Below are 16,074 nucleotides of genomic sequence, written 5' to 3'. Positions count from 1 at the left end.
ATGGGCGGGGACCCGGGGCGCGGCGGGCCGCCCGGCGGACCGGACACGCGGACGGGGAACCGGCCCGCCGCCGCGCCGCGCCCGGCCGCCGTGCCGAGGACCGTCGGAGTGGTCTGGGGGCTGCTGATCCTGAACACGCTCGGCTCCGCCGGCGCGAAGACCGTCATCCCGCTGCCCCGCTCCCTGATCCAGATGGTCACCATGGGCGCGCTGGTCGCCGCCTTCGCACTGGCGCTGGCGCTCAACCTCCGGCTGCGCGTCCGGGCCGGCTCCTTCCTCTTCCTGCTCACCCTCCTGCTGGTGCCGAGCGTGATCGCCAGCGGATCGCTGGAGTCCGGCCTCGGCGCGCTGTTCCGCTGTGCCCGGCTGGCGCTCTTCACCGGCGCGCTGTGGCTGCTCAGCCGCTGGTGGGACGGTGGCCTGACCTTCGTCCGGCACCACATCCGGATGTACTTCGCGGTGCTCGGGTCGGTGGTCGCCGGCGCGGCCGTCTCCCCGGCCGCCGCCATGCCCGAGCTCTACGGCGGGCGGCTGGTCGGCGCGCTCTGGCCGCTCACCCCACCGCAGATCGGACAGTACGCCGCGGTGATCATCGGCCTCACCGCGCTGCTCGTCCTGGGCCGCAGGACCGACCGGGCCGGCGCGGCGCTGATCATCGTGCCCTCACTCGTCCTGCTCGCCCTGACCCACACCCGGACCGCCACGCTCGGACTGCTCATCGGGCTGGCCCTGGCGATCGGCTCGCTCGTCCTGACCAGCGCCCCGGCCCGCCGGTTCTTCGCCTGGGCGGTGCTCTGCGCCGCGGTGGCCTCCCTGGTGTTCAGCTCCGCGCTCCAGGCCTGGTTCCTGCGCGGACAGAGCCAGGAGAACTTCTCCAACCTCACCGGCCGGGCCAAGGTCTGGGACGCCCTGCTGGCGGCCCCCCGGACGACCTCGGAGCACCTGTTCGGCGCGGGCCTGGGGGACAAGTCGTTCGGCGGGCTCCCGATCGACAACAGCTGGCTGGCCGTCTACCACGAGCAGGGGCTGACCGGCACCGCCGTCGTGGCGGCGATCATCGTCGTGCTGAGCGCCGTCGCGCTGCTGCGGCCGCCGTCGCTCCAGCGGGCCTGCGCGATCTTCCTGATCAGCTACTGCGTGATCGCGTCGTACACCGAGGCCGGACTGGGCGACGCCTCGCCGTATCTGCTGCATCTGGCCGTCGCCGCGTCGCTGCTGGCGGCACCCGCCGGGGCCGCGCCGCTCCCGGCACCCGCACCCCCTCGACCACATCTCCCGCGCCGGGCCCGGGGATCGGAGACGACCTGACCATGCATGTCCTCGTGGTGCACAACCGCTACTCCTCGGCCCAGCCGAGCGGGGAGAACAACGTCGTCGACCAGGAGAAGGAGCTGCTGCGCGCGGCCGGCCACCGGGTCGGGGCCTTCGAGCGGCGCAGCGACGACATCGCCGCCCGCTCCCTGCCGGGCAAGGCCGCGATCCCGCTGCTGGTGCCGTGGAACCCGGCGGTCCGCGCGGAGCTGGCCACCCGGCTCCGCACCGAGCGGCCCGACGTGGTCCACATCCACAACGTCTTCCCGCTGCTGTCGCCCGCGGTGCTGGCCGCCTGCGCCGACGCCGGTGTGCCCGCCGTCGCCACCCTGCACAACTACACCCAGGTCTGCCCGCCCGGCACGCTGCAACGCGACGGCCGGCCGTGTACCGAGTGCGTCGGGACGGCGCCGCTGCCCGCCGTCCGGCACGGCTGCTACCGCGGCTCCCGGCTGGCGACGGTGCCGCTCGCGGTGAGCCTCTCCGTCAACCGCCGCCGGTGGTGGTCCGGTGTGGAACGGTTCTTCTGCATCTCGGCGGCGCAGCGGGACATCCTGGTGCGGGCCGGTATGCCCCCCGGGCGGCTGGCGGTGAAGCACAACTTCGTGCCCGACCCGGACCACCGCCGATCGGGCGACGGCGAGTATCTGCTCTATCTCGGCCGGCTGGCCGAGACCAAGGGCGTACGCCTGCTCATGGCCGCGTGGGACGAGATCGCCGCGGCCGGCGGAGTGGGCGTGCCGCTGGTGATCGCCGGCGCGGGCCCGCTGGAGAGCGAGGTCACCGCCTGGGCGGCGGGCCGGGACGATGTGCGGTACGCCGGCCTCTACGACCCGGCCCAGTGCCGGCGGGCCCTCGCGCGGGCGGTCGCGGTGGTGGCCCCCTCGACCTGGCTGGAGGCGTTCGGCCTGGTGGCCGCGGAGGCGATGGCGGCCGGGGTCCCGGCCGTCGCCGCCGGTCACGGCGCCTTCGTCGAACTCGTCGAGGACGGCGTGACCGGCCTGCTGCACCGGCCGGGGGACTCCGCCTCACTCGCGGACCGCCTGCGCCGGATCACGGCCGAACCGGCCCGCAACCGGGAGATGGGCCGGGCGGCCCGGCGCCGATACGAACAGGGCTTCAGCCCGGCCGTCGGGCTGGAGCGCCTGCTGGAGGGGTACCGCACCGCGATCGCGGGTCGGTCGGGCGGCGGGGACGGCCCGCCGCCGGTGGAGGACACAGGCACTGGCTCGCGGCGGGGCACCCGCGCGAACAGGGATGGGGGCAGTAGATGACACGATGCCGACTCTGCGGATCGGCGGCGCTGGCCAGCGTCGTCGACCTGGGGGCGACCCCGCCGTGCGAGAGCTTTCTCGCCGCGGACCAACTCGACCAGCCGGAACCGGCGTACCCGCTGCACCTGCGGGTCTGCACCGACTGCTGGCTCGCGCAGATCCCTCCGCTGATCACCCCGGAGGAGACCTTCACGCAGTACGCCTACTTCTCCTCGTACTCGACCTCCTGGGTGGAGCACGCGCGCGCCTTCGTCGCCGGCACCGCACAGCGGCTCGGCCTCGGACCGGACTCCTTCGTCGTCGAGGTCGCCAGCAACGACGGCTATCTGCTGAGGCACATGGTGGACCGGGGAATCCGCTGCCTCGGCATCGAGCCCTCGGTGAACGTCGGCGCCGCGGCACGGGACGCGGGCGTGCCCACGCTCACGGAGTTCCTGGACCCGGCCACCGGCGCGGCCGTCCGCGCCGAGCACGGCCCGGCGGACCTGGTCGTGGCCAACAATGTGTACGCGCACATCCCCGACGTCGTGGGCTTCACCCGGGGGCTGCGCGCCCTGGTCGCCGACGACGGCTGGGTCTCCATCGAGGTGCAGCACCTGCTGACCCTCATCGAGGAGAACCAGTACGACACCATCTACCACGAGCACTTCCAGTACTACACGGTCGCCTCCGCGGCCCGGGCGCTGGAGAGCGGCGGACTCGCGCTCGTGGACGTCGAACTGCTGCCCACCCACGGCGGCTCCATCCGGCTGTGGGCCCGGCCGGCCGAGGCGGCCCGGGGAGCGTCCCCCGCCGGAGCCGCTCCCGGAGCCCGGGACAGGGTGGCCGGCGCACTGGACCGGGAGAAGGCCGCCGGGCTGCGGGAGCTGTCCGGGTACACCGATTTCTCCGCCCGGGTGGCGAAGGTCCGCCGGGACCTTCTGCGGTTCCTCGTCGAGGCGGCCGAGCGCGGTGAGACGGTCGTCGGCTACGGCGCCCCGGGCAAGGGCAACACCCTGCTCAACCACTGCGGCATCCGGCCCGACCTGCTCCCGTACACGGTCGACCGCAACCCCTACAAGCACGGCAGGTTCACCCCCGGCACCCGCATCCCGATCCTGCCGCCCGAGCGGATCAGCGCCGACCGGCCGGACTATGTGCTGGTCCTGCCCTGGAACCTGCGGGCCGAGCTGGTCGAGCAACTGTCCTTCGTGCACACCTGGGGCGGCCGGCTGGTCTTTCCCATACCGGAACTGAGCATTGTCGAGACCGCGTCATGAAAGAGGTCACAGCATGAAGGTCGTCCTGTTCTGCGGCGGCTACGGGCTGCGGATGCGCAGCGGAGCCTCCGACGACCTGCCCAAACCGATGGCGATGGTCGGCCCGCGACCGCTGATCTGGCATGTGATGCGCTACTACGCGCACGCCGGGCACACGGAGTTCATCCTCTGCCTCGGATACGGCGGCCACCACATCAAGAACTTCTTCCTCACCTACGAGGAGACGGCGTCCAACGACTTCGTGCTGCGCAACGGGCGGACCGAGCTGCTCTCCACCGACATCGCCGACTGGACGATCACTTTTGTGCAGACCGGGATCGAGTCACCGATCGGGGAGCGGCTGCGCCGGGTGCGGCACCACCTCGACGGCGACGAGATGTTCCTCGCCAACTACGCCGATGTGCTCACCGACGCCCCGCTGCCGGAGATGATCGACCGGTTCGCCCGGCGCGACGCCGGCGCCTCGATGATGGTGGTGCCGCCGCAGTCCTCGTTCCACTGCGTGGAACTGGGCGAGGACGGCCTGGTCGGAGGCATCACCGCGGTGAGCGAACTCCCGCTGTGGGAGAACGGCGGCTACTTCGTGCTCCGCCAGGAGATCTTCGAGCACATCCCGGAGAACGGGGACCTGGTCGCCGACGGCTGCGCCCGGCTGGCCACGAAGGGCCGGCTGACGGCGTACCGGCACCGCGGCTTCTGGAAGCCCACCGACACCGTGAAGGAGCGGGCCGCGCTCGACGCCGCCTACGCCCGGGGCGACCGCCCCTGGGCCGTGTGGGAACGGGACGGCGCGCGGGCCGGCGGGTACGGCGCAGGCGCGGGGACGACCGCGTGATCCGGCTCGGGGCCGGGCGCCCGGACCGGATCGTCGCGGTGGGCGCCCACTGCGACGACATCGCCATCGGCGCCGGCGGCACGCTGCTGACGGTGTGCCTCGCGCGGCCGGGTGTCCGCGTCGACGCGCTGGTGCTCTCCGGCGGCGGCGGTGAGCGGGAGCGGGAGGAACGCGACGCGCTCGCCGCCTTCTGCCCGGACGCCGATCTGCGGCTGACCGTGCTCAAACTGCCGGACGGCCGGCTGCCGGCGCGATGGGACGAGGCCAAGGCCGCCGTGGAGGAACTGCGCGCCAGGACCGAGCCGGACCTCGTGCTGGCCCCCCGGACCGATGACGCGCACCAGGACCACCGCGGCCTGGCGAAGCTGGTCTCCACCGCCTACCGCGACCACCTCGTGCTCGGCTACGAGATCGTCAAGTGGGACGGCGACCTCGGCCGCCCGGTGGCGTACCAGCCGCTGTCACCGGAGACCGCCGAACGGAAGGTGCGGCTGCTGCACGAGCACTACCCCTCGCAGCGGCACCGGCCCTGGTACGACCGCGAGGCCTTCCTCGGCCTCGCGCGGATACGCGGCATCGAATGCCATACGCGGTACGCCGAGGCGTTCGCCGTCACCAAACTCACTCTCGACCTGGGGGAATGAACCTTGCGCGTGCTGCTGACCGGACACCAGGGCTACCTGGGCACCGTGATGGCCCCGATACTCGGCTCCGCCGGGCACGAGGTCGTCGGTCTGGACGCGGGCCTGTTCGCCGACTGCGTACTGGGCCCACCGCCCGCGGACCCGCCGGGCCACCGGGTGGACCTCCGCGATGTCACGGCCGACCATGTGGCCGGGGTGGACGCCGTGATCCATCTGGCCGCGCTCTCCAACGACCCGCTGGGAGCGCTGGCGCCGGACCTCACCTACGACATCAACCACCACGCGTCCGTACGGCTGGCCAGGCTGGCCCGCGACGCCGGGGTGCGGCGCTTCCTGTACGCGTCGACCTGCTCGGTCTACGGCGCCGCCGGCGGCGGCGGCCTGGTGGCCGAGGACGCCCCGCTGCGCCCGGTCACCCCGTACGCGGAGTCCAAGGTGCGGGTGGAGGACGATCTGCACGCCCTGTCCGACGGCGACTTCACCCCGGTGTTCCTGCGCAACGCCACCGCCTTCGGCCACTCGCCCCGGCTGCGCGCCGACATCGTGCTGAACAACCTGGTGGGCCACGCGCTCCTCTCCGGCGAGGTACGGGTGCTCTCCGACGGCACCCCCTGGCGCCCGCTGGTGCACGCCGCCGACATCGCACGGGCCTTCACCGCCGCGCTGACCGCCCCGAGGGAGGCCGTGCACAACCGGGCGTTCAACATCGGCAGCGAGACCAACAACGTCACGGTCGCCGAGATCGCCGAGCAGGTCGCCGAGGCGGTGGAGGGCTCACGGGTGGTCGTCACCGGCGAGACCGGCGCCGATCCGCGCTCCTACCAGGTGGACTTCTCGCGGTTCCGCGCCGCGGTGCCCGGCTTCGACTGCGAGTGGACGGTGAAGCGGGGCGCGCTCGAACTCGCCGACGCCTACCGCGAGCACGGGCTCACCCGCGAGGACTTCGAGCGGCGCTTCACCCGGCTGGCCGTGCTGCGCGCCGCGTCCGACGCCGGTGCCGTCGACGACACCCTGCGGTGGCGCCGGTGACAGCGGTGGGCGAGGAGATGCACGCCCTGGTGGAGCGGCTCTACCCGCTCTGCCGGAGCATCACCGGCGACGGGGTGCGCGCCACCCTGGAGATCGTCGGCGAGTACATCCCGCTGCGCGTGCACGAGGTGCCGACCGGGACGCGGGTGCTCGACTGGACGGTGCCGCAGGAGTGGAACATCCGGGACGCCTACATCGCCGACAGCGCCGGGAACCGGGTCGTCGACTTCGCCGCGTCCAGTCTGCACGTGCTCGGCTACAGCGTGCCGGTGGCGGCGACCATGTCCCTGGCCGAGCTGCGCGGACATCTGCACACCCTGCCCGACCACCCGGCCTGGGTGCCCTACCGCACCAGCTACTACACGCCGGACTGGGGGTTCTGCCTGTCCCAGGAGACCCTGGACGCGCTGCCGGACGGCGAGTACGAGGTGTGCGTCGACTCCACACTCGGCGACGGCCATCTCACCTACGCCGAGCATGTGGTCCCCGGACAGGTCCCCGACGAGGTGATCGTCTCCTGCCATGTCTGCCACCCGTCGCTGGCCAACGACAATCTCGCCGGTGTCGCGGTGGCCACCCACCTGGCCCGGGCGCTCGCGGAGAGCACACCCTGGTACACCTACCGGTTCCTGTTCGCGCCCGGCACCATCGGCGCGATCACCTGGCTGGCCCGCAACGCGGACCGGATCGAACGCGTCAGACACGGGCTGGTGCTGGCCTGCGCCGGTGACCCGGGCCGGCTGACGTACAAGCAGAGCAGACGCGGCGACGCGGAGATCGACCGGGTGATGCGGCATGTGCTCCGCGAGTCCGGCCGCCCGCACCGGGTCACCGAGTTCACCCCGTACGGCTACGACGAGCGGCAGTTCTGCTCGCCCGGGTTCGACCTCGGCGTGGGGTCGCTCAGCCGGACCCCGTACGCCGGGTACCCCGAGTACCACACCTCGGCGGACAACCCGGACTTCGTCTCCCCGGAGGCGATGGCGGACACCCTCGCCGTCTGCCGCGAGGCGTTCGCCGTGCTGGACCGCGACCGGCGGTACCTCAACCTCAGCCCCTACGGCGAACCACAGCTGGGACGGCGCGGGCTGTACGACTCCCTCGGCGGGCGCAGCGACGCGAAGCAGGCCCAGATGGCCATGCTCTGGGTGCTCAGCCTCTCCGACGGCGAACAGAGTCTGCTGGACGTCGCCGAGCGCTCCGGGCTGCCGTTCGGCACCGTCGCCGCCGCGGCCGACGCCCTGCACGCCGCCGGGCTGATCAAGGCGTGACGCCGATGACCACCGGGAGGAAGAGGACGCCCGCCCCGGCGGCCCGGGACGGACACACCCGGTCCGCCACCGGGCGGGCGATCGCGGGTCGGCTCTCCTGGGGACTGGCCGACCAGGCGGTCTGCAGCATGACCAACTTCGCGGTGGGCATCCATGTGGCGCGCTCGCTGGGGCTGGCCGCATTCGGCGTCTTCAGCCTGGCCTGGGTGACCTACGGGGTGGTGCTCGGTGTCTCCCGGGGGCTGGCCACCGACCCCCTCGCGGTCCGCTTCAGCGGTGTGCCGACCGCGTCCTGGCGCGCCGCCGCCGCCCGGTCGACGGGGACCGCCCTCGGCGTCGGCACCGTCCTCGGCGCGGTCTGTCTGACGGCCGGGACGGTCATCGGAGGCACCGTGGGGCTCGCGTTCGCCGCCCTCGGCACCGTCCTCCCGGGACTGCTGCTTCAGGACGCCTGGCGGTACGCGTTCTTCGCCGCCGGCACCGGGCGCAAGGCCTTCGCCAACGACCTCCTGGGCGGTGTCGCGCTCATCCCCGCCATGGTGGCGGCGGACCGCGTGGGCAGCGTGGCCGCGTCCGTGCTCGCCTGGGGCGCCGCCGCAGCGGTGGCCGCGGGGTACGGCTGCGTCCAGTCCGGCATCCTGCCCCGGCCGGCCGGAGCGCGCGCGTGGCTCCGCGAACAGCGCGACCTCGGCTACCGGTATCTCGCCGAGAACGTCGGCGTCAGCGGCGCGGCCCAGGTGCGGGCGTACGGCCTCGGGGCGATCATCGGGGTCAGCGCGGTGGGAGTGGTCCGGGGCGCGGAGCTGCTGCTCGGCCCGTTCCTCGCGGTGCTGATGGGGCTGTCGCTGGTCACCGTCCCCGAGGCGGCCCGGGTGCTGCGGCGGGCCCCGCGCCGGCTGGGCGGGTTCTGTCTGCTCCTCGGCGCCGGACAGGCCGCCGCGGCCCTGCTCTGGGGAGCGGCCCTGCTGCTGGTGCCGGACCGGGCCGGCACCGCCCTGCTCGGCGGCGTCTGGCACGCCGCGTCGGAACTCATCGTGCCGGCCACCCTCGGTGTCGCGGGCGCCAGCCTCGGCACCGGCGCGGCGGCCGGCCTGCGCGCGCTCGCCGCCGCCCGGCGCGGCCTGCGCTGCCAGCTCTTCGCCTCCGTCTGCTATGTCGGCGGCGGGCTCGGCGGAGCGGCCGCGGCCGGCACGGTCGGCTCGGCCTGGGGCGTCGCCGCCGCCACCGTCAGCAGCTCCGCCGTGTGGTGGCTGCACCTGCGGTCCGCCCTGCGCGAGCGCCACCAGAACCCATCCGTGAAGTGAGGACACCATGACGGCATTCCGCCGCCCGCCCCGGCTCAGCATCGGCCTGCCCGTGTACAACGGCGAGGAGTATCTCGCCGAGGCGTTCGACGCCCTGCTCGGCCAGACCTACGAGGACTTCGAACTGGTCGTCTCCGACAACGCCTCGGCCGACGGGACCCAGGACATCTGCCGCCGGTACGCCGCGCGGGACTCGCGCGTCCGATACCTCCGGCTGCCCCGGAACATCGGCGCCGCGCCCAACCACAACCATGTGTTCACCGAGTGCCGCGGCGAGCTGTTCAAATGGGCCTCGCACGACGACCTGTACGCCCGGGACCTGCTGCGCCGCTGCGTGGAGGCGCTGGACGAGCGGCCGGACACGATCCTCGCGCACACCGGCCAGGCCGTCATCGACGGCGACGGCCGGGTGAAGGTCCCGTACGCCTACGGGCTCGCCACCGACTCGCCGCACGCGCCCGAGCGCTTCCGCAGTCTGCTGTTCGAGCCCGGGGGCGACGACTTCTACGGCGTGATGCGGGCCGACACGCTGCGCCGGGTGAAGCCGCACGACAGCTACCACCACGCCGACCGCGCCTTCGTCGCCGAGATCGTCCTGCACGGCCCCTTCCACCAGGTGCCGGAGCTGCTGTACTTCCGCCGCGACCACCCCACCCGCGCCGAGCGGGCGAACCCCGGCAAGCGCGCCCGGTGCGTCAACCTGGACCCGCGCCGGGCGGGCCCGCTGCACCCGACGCCCCGGCTGCTCGCCGAGTACGTCTGGGGTTTCGTCGCCGCGATCCGGCGGGCGCCGCTGTCCCCGGCCGACCGGCGCGCGTGCCACCGCCATCTGGCCGCCTGGATGGCCAGCCGGCTCCGGCCGGGCGCCGGTGAACGGGTCGAGGACCGCGCCCCGGTCGACCCGGACCGGGTCACCGTCTCCGTCGACGCCCTCGTCGCCGGCCGCGAGGGGAGGCGGACATGAGCCCCGCGGACGGGACCCCGGTGCGCGTGGGGGTGTTCGGCCTGCTCGGCTCCGGCAACCTCGGCAACGACGGGTCGCTGGAGGCCGTGCTCGGATACCTCCGCGCCGAGCACCCGGAGGCGGTCGTGGACGCGCTGTGCGGCGGGCCCGAGGCCGTCACGGCCCGGTACCGGATTCCCGCGACACGGCTGCACTGGTACCGGGGGGAGTACCGGACCGCGTCGCGTGCGGGCGCCGTCGCCGCCAAGGGCCTCGGCAAACTCGTCGACGCCTTCCGCACCGCCGCCTGGGTCCGCCGGCACGACGTGGTGATCGTGCCGGGCATGGGCGTCCTGGAGGCCACGCTGCCGCTGCGGCCCTGGGGCTTCCCCTACGCCCTGTTCCTGCTCAGCGCGAGCGGCCGGCTGTTCGGCACCCGGGTCGCGCTGGTCGGTGTCGGCGCCGCCGCGATCCGCAGCCGGCCCACCCGCGCCCTGGTGCGCTGGTCGGCGCGGCTGGCCGCCTACCGCTCGTACCGGGACACCCTGTCCCGCGACGCGATGCGGGCGATGGGCGTGGACACCGCGCACGACGAGGTCCACCCCGATCTCGCCTTCGCCCTCCCCGCGCCCCCGGCCGTCGCACCCCAGGGCCCGCCGGGCCCGGTCTGTGTTGGCGTCATGGCCTTCCACGGCGGCAACGACGACCGCGCCCGCGCCGAGGAGATCCACCGGCGCTATCTCGACGGGACGACCCGCTTCGTCCGCGCGCTGGCCCGGGAGGGCAGACCGGTCCGGCTGCTCACCGGGGACCGGGTCGACGCGCCGGTGGCCGGCGCGATCCTCGCCGCGGTGGACTCACCGCTGGTCACCGCCGCCGAGACAGCCTCGCTGGCCGACCTGATGAGGGAGATGGCCGCCGCCGACACCGTGGTGGCCACCCGCTACCACAACCTGGTCTGCGCCCTGAGGGTCGGCACACCGACGCTCGCGCTCAGCTATGCCGCGAAGAGCGACGCGCTCATGGCCCGGATGGGGCTGGGCGCGTACTGCCATCCCGCCCGCGAGGTCGACGCCGACCGGCTGCTCGCGCAGTTCCGGGAGCTGGAGCGGGGATCGGCGGAGGTGCGCCGGACCCTCACCGAGCGGAATCTGGTCACCGCCCGGCACCTCGGGCACCAGTTCACGGCCCTGACCGCCGCCCTCTTCCCGGCGGCCGGCCCCACCCACCCCCACCCCCACGCCCTGCGGGAGGCTCCATGAAGGCGACCGGAGTACCGGCGATCGCCGGCGCGTACCTGTTCGAACCCACCCCGCACGCGGACGAACGCGGCTTCTTCTGCCGTACCTTCGACGCCGATGTGGCCCGCTCGGTGGGTCTCGACCCGGACGCCTTCGGCCAGGACAGCGTGTCCCGCTCGGTCCGGGGGGTGCTGCGCGGACTGCACCTGCGCGCCGGCACCGGCGAGGCCAAGCTGGTGCGGTGCTCCCACGGGAGGATCTTCGACGTCGTCGTGGATCTGCGGAAGGACGCACCGACTTACGGCGCCCGGGCCTTCTTCGAGCTGTCCGGCGACACCCAGGTGACGCTGTACATCCCGGCGGGGTGCGCGCACGGCTTCCAGGCCCTGACCGACACCGCCGATGTCTCGTACCGGATCGACCGCCCGCACGATCCGTCCGAGGACGTGACGATCGCCTTCGACGACCCGGAGCTGGCCATCCCCTGGCCGCTGCCGGTCACCGCGATGTCCCGGCGCGACCGGGAGGCACCGGGCCTCGCCGAGGCCCTGCGGAACCATGGGAAGTGAGACCGGCGTGGACGACAGCGGAGAATTCCTCCTGCCCCGGTCGCGGCTGGCGAACGAGCGCCTGCACGCCCTGATCCCCGGGGGCGCGCACACCTACGCCAAGGGCGACGACCAGTACCCCGAGGGCCTGGCCCCGGTCATCAGCCACGGCCGCGGCGCCCATGTGTGGGACGTCGACGGCAACCGCTACATCGAGTACGGCTCCGGCCTGCGGTCGGTCAGCCTCGGCCACGCCCACCCGCGCGTGGTCGAGGCGGTGCGCGGGGAACTCGACCGCGGCAGCAACTTCGTGAGGCCGTCCATCGTGGAGGTCGAGGCCGCGGAGCGCTTCCTGGCCACCGTGCCGACCGCCGAGATGGTGAAGTTCGCGAAGAACGGCTCCGACGCCACCACCGCCGCGGTACGGCTGGCCCGCGCCGTCACCGGGCGCCGGCGGGTGGCCCTCTGCGGGGACCATCCGTTCTTCTCCGTCGACGACTGGTTCATCGGCACCACGCCGATGTCCGCGGGCGTCCCGCCGGCGGCCACCGAGCCGACCGTCGCGTTCCCCTACGGTGATCTGGCCGCCGTGGAGGAGCTGTTCGCCCGCCACCCGGACGAGATCGCCTGTCTGATCCTCGAACCCGCCACCCACACCGAGCCGCCGCCCGGATACCTCGCCGGCCTGCGCGAGCTGGCCGACCGGCACGGCTGTGTCCTGGTCTTCGACGAGATGATCACCGGCTTCCGCTGGTCCGAGGCGGGTGCCCAGGGGCTGTACGGCGTCGTCCCCGACCTCTCCACGTTCGGCAAGGCGCTGGGCAACGGGTTCGCCGTCGCCGCGCTGGCCGGGCGCCGCGACCTCATGGAGTGGGGCGGGCTGCGCCACTTCGGCGACCGGGTGTTCCTGCTCTCCACCACGCACGGCGCGGAGACCCACTCGCTGGCCGCCGCGATGGCCGTGCTCACCACCTACACCGAGGAGGGCGTCACCGCGCGGCTGCACGCCACCGGCGAGCGGCTGGCCGCCGGAATCCGCGATGCCGCGTCCGCCATGGGCGTCGGCGAGCACCTCGTCCTCCGGGGCCGGGCCAGCAATCTGGTCTTCGCGACCCTCGACGAGAACCTGCGGCCGTCGCAGCGCTACCGCACCCTCTTCCTGCGCCGCCTTCTCCTGGGCGGGGTCCTCGCGCCGTCGTTCGTGGTGAGCGACGCCCTCGACGACACCGACATCGACCGCACCATCGACACCGTGGCGCAGGCCTGCGCGGTCTACCGCAAGGCGCTGGACGCCGGGGACCCCACTCCCTGGCTGGCCGGGCGACCGGTGAAGCCCGTCTTCCGCCGGCTGGTGTGAGGCGAGGCGCGTGCCTGCCGGGGGTCTCGGGCACACCGGGCCGTCGGCGGGGTCGCTCTCCGGGGCATCGCCGGGCCGGGGCGACCGTCCCGGGCCGTGCCCGTCGCGGCACTGCTGCCGGAGAGCCGCGTCCGGGCCGATCACCGCACCGGCACCGAGTGACCATGACCGCCGGGGCCCGCCCGGTCGCGACCGCTCGGCGCGATGTCCGCCCGGGCGCACGGCCGCCCGGGCGAAACGGCGGCGCGCGGCAGCCGGGCGCTCAGCGGCGCTCCCGCCGGCCGGCGCCCGCCATCCGGTCGACCAGCCACGCGGCGGCCGGTGTCACCGCCAGCGCGGTGCACCAGCCCCCGAGGACATCGGTCGGGTAGTGCGCGCCCAGAGCGACCTGGGCCCAGCCCATGGCCGCGCCGGCCGCCAGCGCCGAGGCGAGCACGAGCGACGCGCCGGCCCTTCCTCCGAGGCCGGGCCTGCCGGTCGCGAGCAGCGCCACCACGAGGGCGAGCGCGGTGAGAAAGGCGGTGTGCCCGCTCGGGAAGGACAGATGTTCACCGTGGATCGTGCGTCCCACCAGGGGCTTGAGCAGTGTCGTCGCCCCCACGGTCAGACCGGTGCCGGCCACGACGAGCACCGCCGCGCGAGGCCGCCGCGACAGCAGACAGCCCGTCACGGCGGCCACGACCAGCACCGCCGCCCCGGCGGGCTCCGCCAGGAAGTCCGTGGCCAGAGCGGCGTTCCGCCAGGGCGGCGGCACACCGTTCACCGCCGGCTGGATCGACGCGTCCACCCCGCCGGGCCGGCCGTGACCGGCGTACAGCACACCGAGCGCGACGACCGTCAGCGCGGCGAGGACCGCGATCAGCCCGAGCCACCCGCGCAGCGCCGGGGGCAGCACCGCGCGCTCCGGCCCGCCCGTCACGACCCGGCCCGCTGACACCCTCGCCCCACGGCGGCCGGGCGCTGACCACGGACGCCCCCGGCGACCGGGGTCCCACTCCCGGTGGCAGGGCGGCGCCGGCCGGCACCGCCCGGCCCGATGAGCGCGTCCGCCACCCGGCGCGCACTCTCGCAGACCATCCGGCGGATGCGATGCACCTCCCCCTGCCGTCGAGTCCGGCCGGACCACGCGGGAGCCCTCGGCAGCCCCGGGCCCGAACTCACCACCGTAGCCGCCAATCCGCCCCCGGAGTACCGGTTCCGGACGATCCCCGGGCCACGGCACGCAGGCCGGGGGGCCGTGCGTCAGCCCCCGCCCGCGCCGGGATCATAGGAGCATGGCCCGACTCCATGACATTGTGTTCGACTCCGCTCGGCCCGCGGCCACGGCTCGCTTCTGGGCTGCGGCTCTGGACGGTTACGCCGTCGCGCCCTATGACGACGCGGAACTGGCCCGCTTGCGCTCCGAGGGCATCACCAGCACGGAGGACGACCCCACGGTGCTGGTGGAGTCGGCCGACGGAGGGCCCCGTCTGTGGTTCCAGCTCGTGCCGGAGACCAAGAGGGTGAAGAACCGCGTGCACCTGGATCTGCGCGCCGTCGACCCGGAGGCGGAGATCCGGCGCCTGACCGCTCTCGGGGCGACGGTCCATGCCCGGTACATGAAGAGCACGGACAGCACGGACAGCACGGACAGCACGGACAGCACCGCCAATGTCGTGCTGACCGATCCCGAGGGCAATGAGTTCTGTCTGTCCGCCGCGGACCGTTGAGCGCCGGGGTGGCTCGCCGGCCCGGCCGCCCATGGAGCACTGGACGAGCGGCGGGGGCCGCCCGGGTGCCGTGACCTGAGCCGGACGGGACACCGCAAGGGCGCGCACGGTCCGGCCGCGTGCCCCTCGGAGAGTGCGGGGACGGGACCGGGCCGGCGCGGGAGCCGGCGCTCGCGGTGCGCGACCGCCGGGGCCGGCGGAAGCCGTCCGCCCCGCGCGGGGTGGATCTTCCATGAGGGACCACCCCGCGCGGAGTGGTCCCTCATGGAAGAGCGTCCGCGAGATCACCTGCCGCGCGCCGTCACCACGGCACATCGCGCCGGACCGGCCGGGGAGTCCGCTGTCAGCGCGGGGGGTCGCAACGGACGGACGCCCGGTGACAGTTGGCTCGTTCTCCCGCTTCACAGCCGGCGGACCCTGTGGGACACCGGAGGACAGGTCGCCGTCGCGGGGCCGGCGCGCCGTACGTCGGCGAGGCCGCGACCGCTCCCTGGGCTGCGGCCCGTTCGCCACCGGCCCTTCGGGAGGAACTCCATGACACGTCACAGACGGCTGCGCACCGCCCTGATCACCGTGAACGCCGTCGCGGTCGGCTGGCTGACGGTGCCCGGCGCCCCGGCCACCGCCGGGACGGCGCAAGCGCCGGAGCGGAGCGGCCGGGTCAGCGAGGAGGTCTCACCGCGGGTCGCGGTCCCGGCGGGCATCTACCAGATCAAGCCCCGGGTCCCCCTCGGAACCTGTTTGCGCGCCGGACCGCAGTCCGGGGACACCGGTGTCTACGTCGGCTCCTGCGACGGCACCACCGACCGGTGGCGGATCGGGCCGACCGCGGCGTCCCATGGACCGGAGTTCATGGAGGCCCGCAACCTGACCACCGACATGTGTCTGGACGCGTTTCATCTGAGCGGGGACAGGACGGGCCGCGTCGACTTCTTCCCGTGCAGCCGGCGAGCCGACCAGGCATGGGACTTCCGCGGCGGCACCTCCGCCGAGACCTGGGCCTGCGTGGCGTCCAGCCCCCACTGCGACTTGGTGCTGCGGGTGGGCAGCGAGTCCACGGCCTGGGGCGGGCTGCGGGCGGTCCTGGGGCAGATCACCAGCGACACCAGCCTGTCGGACCGGCGCTGGAAGCTGTACCCGGTGAGCTGACCCGCGCCCCGGGAGATCCGCCTGCCGGTGCTGCGCTTCCCCCTCCGGGCAGGACGCGGTGCGGGGAGGCGTCCCGGACACGCCTCGGCCGGGCCGCCCGCCGCGCCGCCCCCGGGGCGCACACCCCGGGGGCCTTCCCGCATCGCGCCGATCCGGGACGGGCCGCCCGGCATGCCGACTCGGTCTCGCGGTGGGGCCGG

14 protein-coding genes and 1 pseudogene are annotated in these 16,074 nt (G+C 74.2%); 14 read left to right on the top strand and 1 reads right to left on the bottom strand.

Features of this window, described 5'->3' with window-relative positions; genetic code table 11:
• The 12 genes and pseudogenes from ABT122_RS00505 (at position 1) to ABT122_RS00450 (ending at position 13,016) form a co-directional block, all read left to right on the top strand.
• A complete protein-coding gene (locus tag ABT122_RS00505; protein WP_351543214.1) occupies positions 1-1,308 on the top strand; it encodes an O-antigen ligase domain-containing protein in 1,308 nt (435 codons plus the stop codon).
• 2 nt (positions 1,309-1,310) lie between these two features.
• Entirely contained in the window at positions 1,311-2,585 is a 1,275-nt protein-coding gene (locus ABT122_RS00500) for a glycosyltransferase (protein ID WP_351543005.1), read from the top strand.
• A complete protein-coding gene (locus ABT122_RS00495) occupies positions 2,582-3,844 on the top strand; it encodes a class I SAM-dependent methyltransferase (RefSeq protein WP_351543002.1) in 1,263 nt (420 codons plus the stop codon). Before ABT122_RS00500 ends, ABT122_RS00495 begins: the two co-directional genes overlap by 4 nt.
• Positions 3,845-3,857: 13 nt before the next feature.
• Positions 3,858-4,679 (top strand): glycosyltransferase family protein, encoded by an 822-nt coding sequence (locus ABT122_RS00490; protein ID WP_351542999.1) that lies wholly within the window; start codon positions 3,858-3,860, stop codon positions 4,677-4,679.
• Entirely contained in the window at positions 4,676-5,323 is a 648-nt protein-coding gene (locus tag ABT122_RS00485) for a PIG-L deacetylase family protein (RefSeq protein ID WP_351542998.1), read from the top strand. Before ABT122_RS00490 ends, ABT122_RS00485 begins: the two co-directional genes overlap by 4 nt.
• A gap of 3 nt (positions 5,324-5,326) precedes the next feature.
• Entirely contained in the window at positions 5,327-6,352 is a 1,026-nt protein-coding gene (locus ABT122_RS00480; protein ID WP_351542996.1) for an NAD-dependent epimerase/dehydratase family protein, read from the top strand.
• Positions 6,340-7,623: a DUF4910 domain-containing protein gene (locus ABT122_RS00475; RefSeq protein ID WP_351542994.1), complete on the top strand. Its 1,284-nt coding sequence runs from the start codon at positions 6,340-6,342 to the stop codon at positions 7,621-7,623. The genes ABT122_RS00480 and ABT122_RS00475 overlap by 13 nt, the downstream gene beginning before the upstream one ends.
• Before the next feature lie 5 nt (positions 7,624-7,628).
• A pseudogene (locus tag ABT122_RS00470) lies at positions 7,629-8,938 on the top strand (hypothetical protein).
• Complete coding sequence (locus ABT122_RS00465; protein ID WP_351542991.1) at positions 8,935-9,891, top strand: glycosyltransferase family 2 protein; 957 nt, start codon at positions 8,935-8,937, stop codon at positions 9,889-9,891. Before ABT122_RS00470 ends, ABT122_RS00465 begins: the two are co-directional and overlap by 4 nt.
• The gene (locus ABT122_RS00460; RefSeq protein WP_351542988.1) at positions 9,888-11,132 is read left to right on the top strand and encodes a polysaccharide pyruvyl transferase family protein; all 1,245 of its coding nucleotides are present in this window, start codon (positions 9,888-9,890) and stop codon (positions 11,130-11,132) included. The genes ABT122_RS00465 and ABT122_RS00460 overlap by 4 nt, the downstream gene beginning before the upstream one ends.
• Positions 11,129-11,680: a dTDP-4-dehydrorhamnose 3,5-epimerase gene (rfbC, locus tag ABT122_RS00455; RefSeq protein WP_351542985.1), complete on the top strand. Its 552-nt coding sequence runs from the start codon at positions 11,129-11,131 to the stop codon at positions 11,678-11,680. The genes ABT122_RS00460 and rfbC overlap by 4 nt, the downstream gene beginning before the upstream one ends.
• 7 nt (positions 11,681-11,687) lie before the next feature.
• Positions 11,688-13,016, top strand: a complete 1,329-nt coding sequence (locus ABT122_RS00450; RefSeq protein WP_502976070.1) for a glutamate-1-semialdehyde 2,1-aminomutase — start codon at positions 11,688-11,690, stop codon at positions 13,014-13,016.
• 262 nt (positions 13,017-13,278) lie between these two features.
• On the opposite strand, the gene ABT122_RS00445 is transcribed toward ABT122_RS00450, so the two are convergent.
• Positions 13,279-13,953, bottom strand: coding sequence for a phosphatase PAP2 family protein (locus tag ABT122_RS00445; RefSeq protein ID WP_351542980.1), 675 nt, complete (start codon positions 13,951-13,953; stop codon positions 13,279-13,281).
• Positions 13,954-14,290: 337 nt separating this feature from the next.
• On the opposite strand from ABT122_RS00445, the gene ABT122_RS00440 reads away from it, so the two are divergent.
• Positions 14,291-14,725, top strand: coding sequence for a VOC family protein (locus tag ABT122_RS00440; protein WP_351542977.1), 435 nt, complete (start codon positions 14,291-14,293; stop codon positions 14,723-14,725).
• Positions 14,726-15,259: 534 nt separating this feature from the next.
• Positions 15,260-15,874, top strand: a complete 615-nt coding sequence (locus ABT122_RS00435; RefSeq protein ID WP_351542974.1) for a ricin-type beta-trefoil lectin domain protein — start codon at positions 15,260-15,262, stop codon at positions 15,872-15,874.
• The last annotated feature ends 200 nt before the right edge of the window (positions 15,875-16,074 follow it).

Origin of the sequence: Streptomyces sp. NPDC001985 (assembly GCF_040296845.1) — a bacterium.
In the GTDB taxonomy this organism is placed as follows: Bacteria; Actinomycetota; Actinomycetes; order Streptomycetales; family Streptomycetaceae; genus Streptomyces.
The sequence above is the reverse complement of the archived record's forward strand: the minus strand, read 5'-3'. Positions and strand labels throughout refer to the sequence as shown.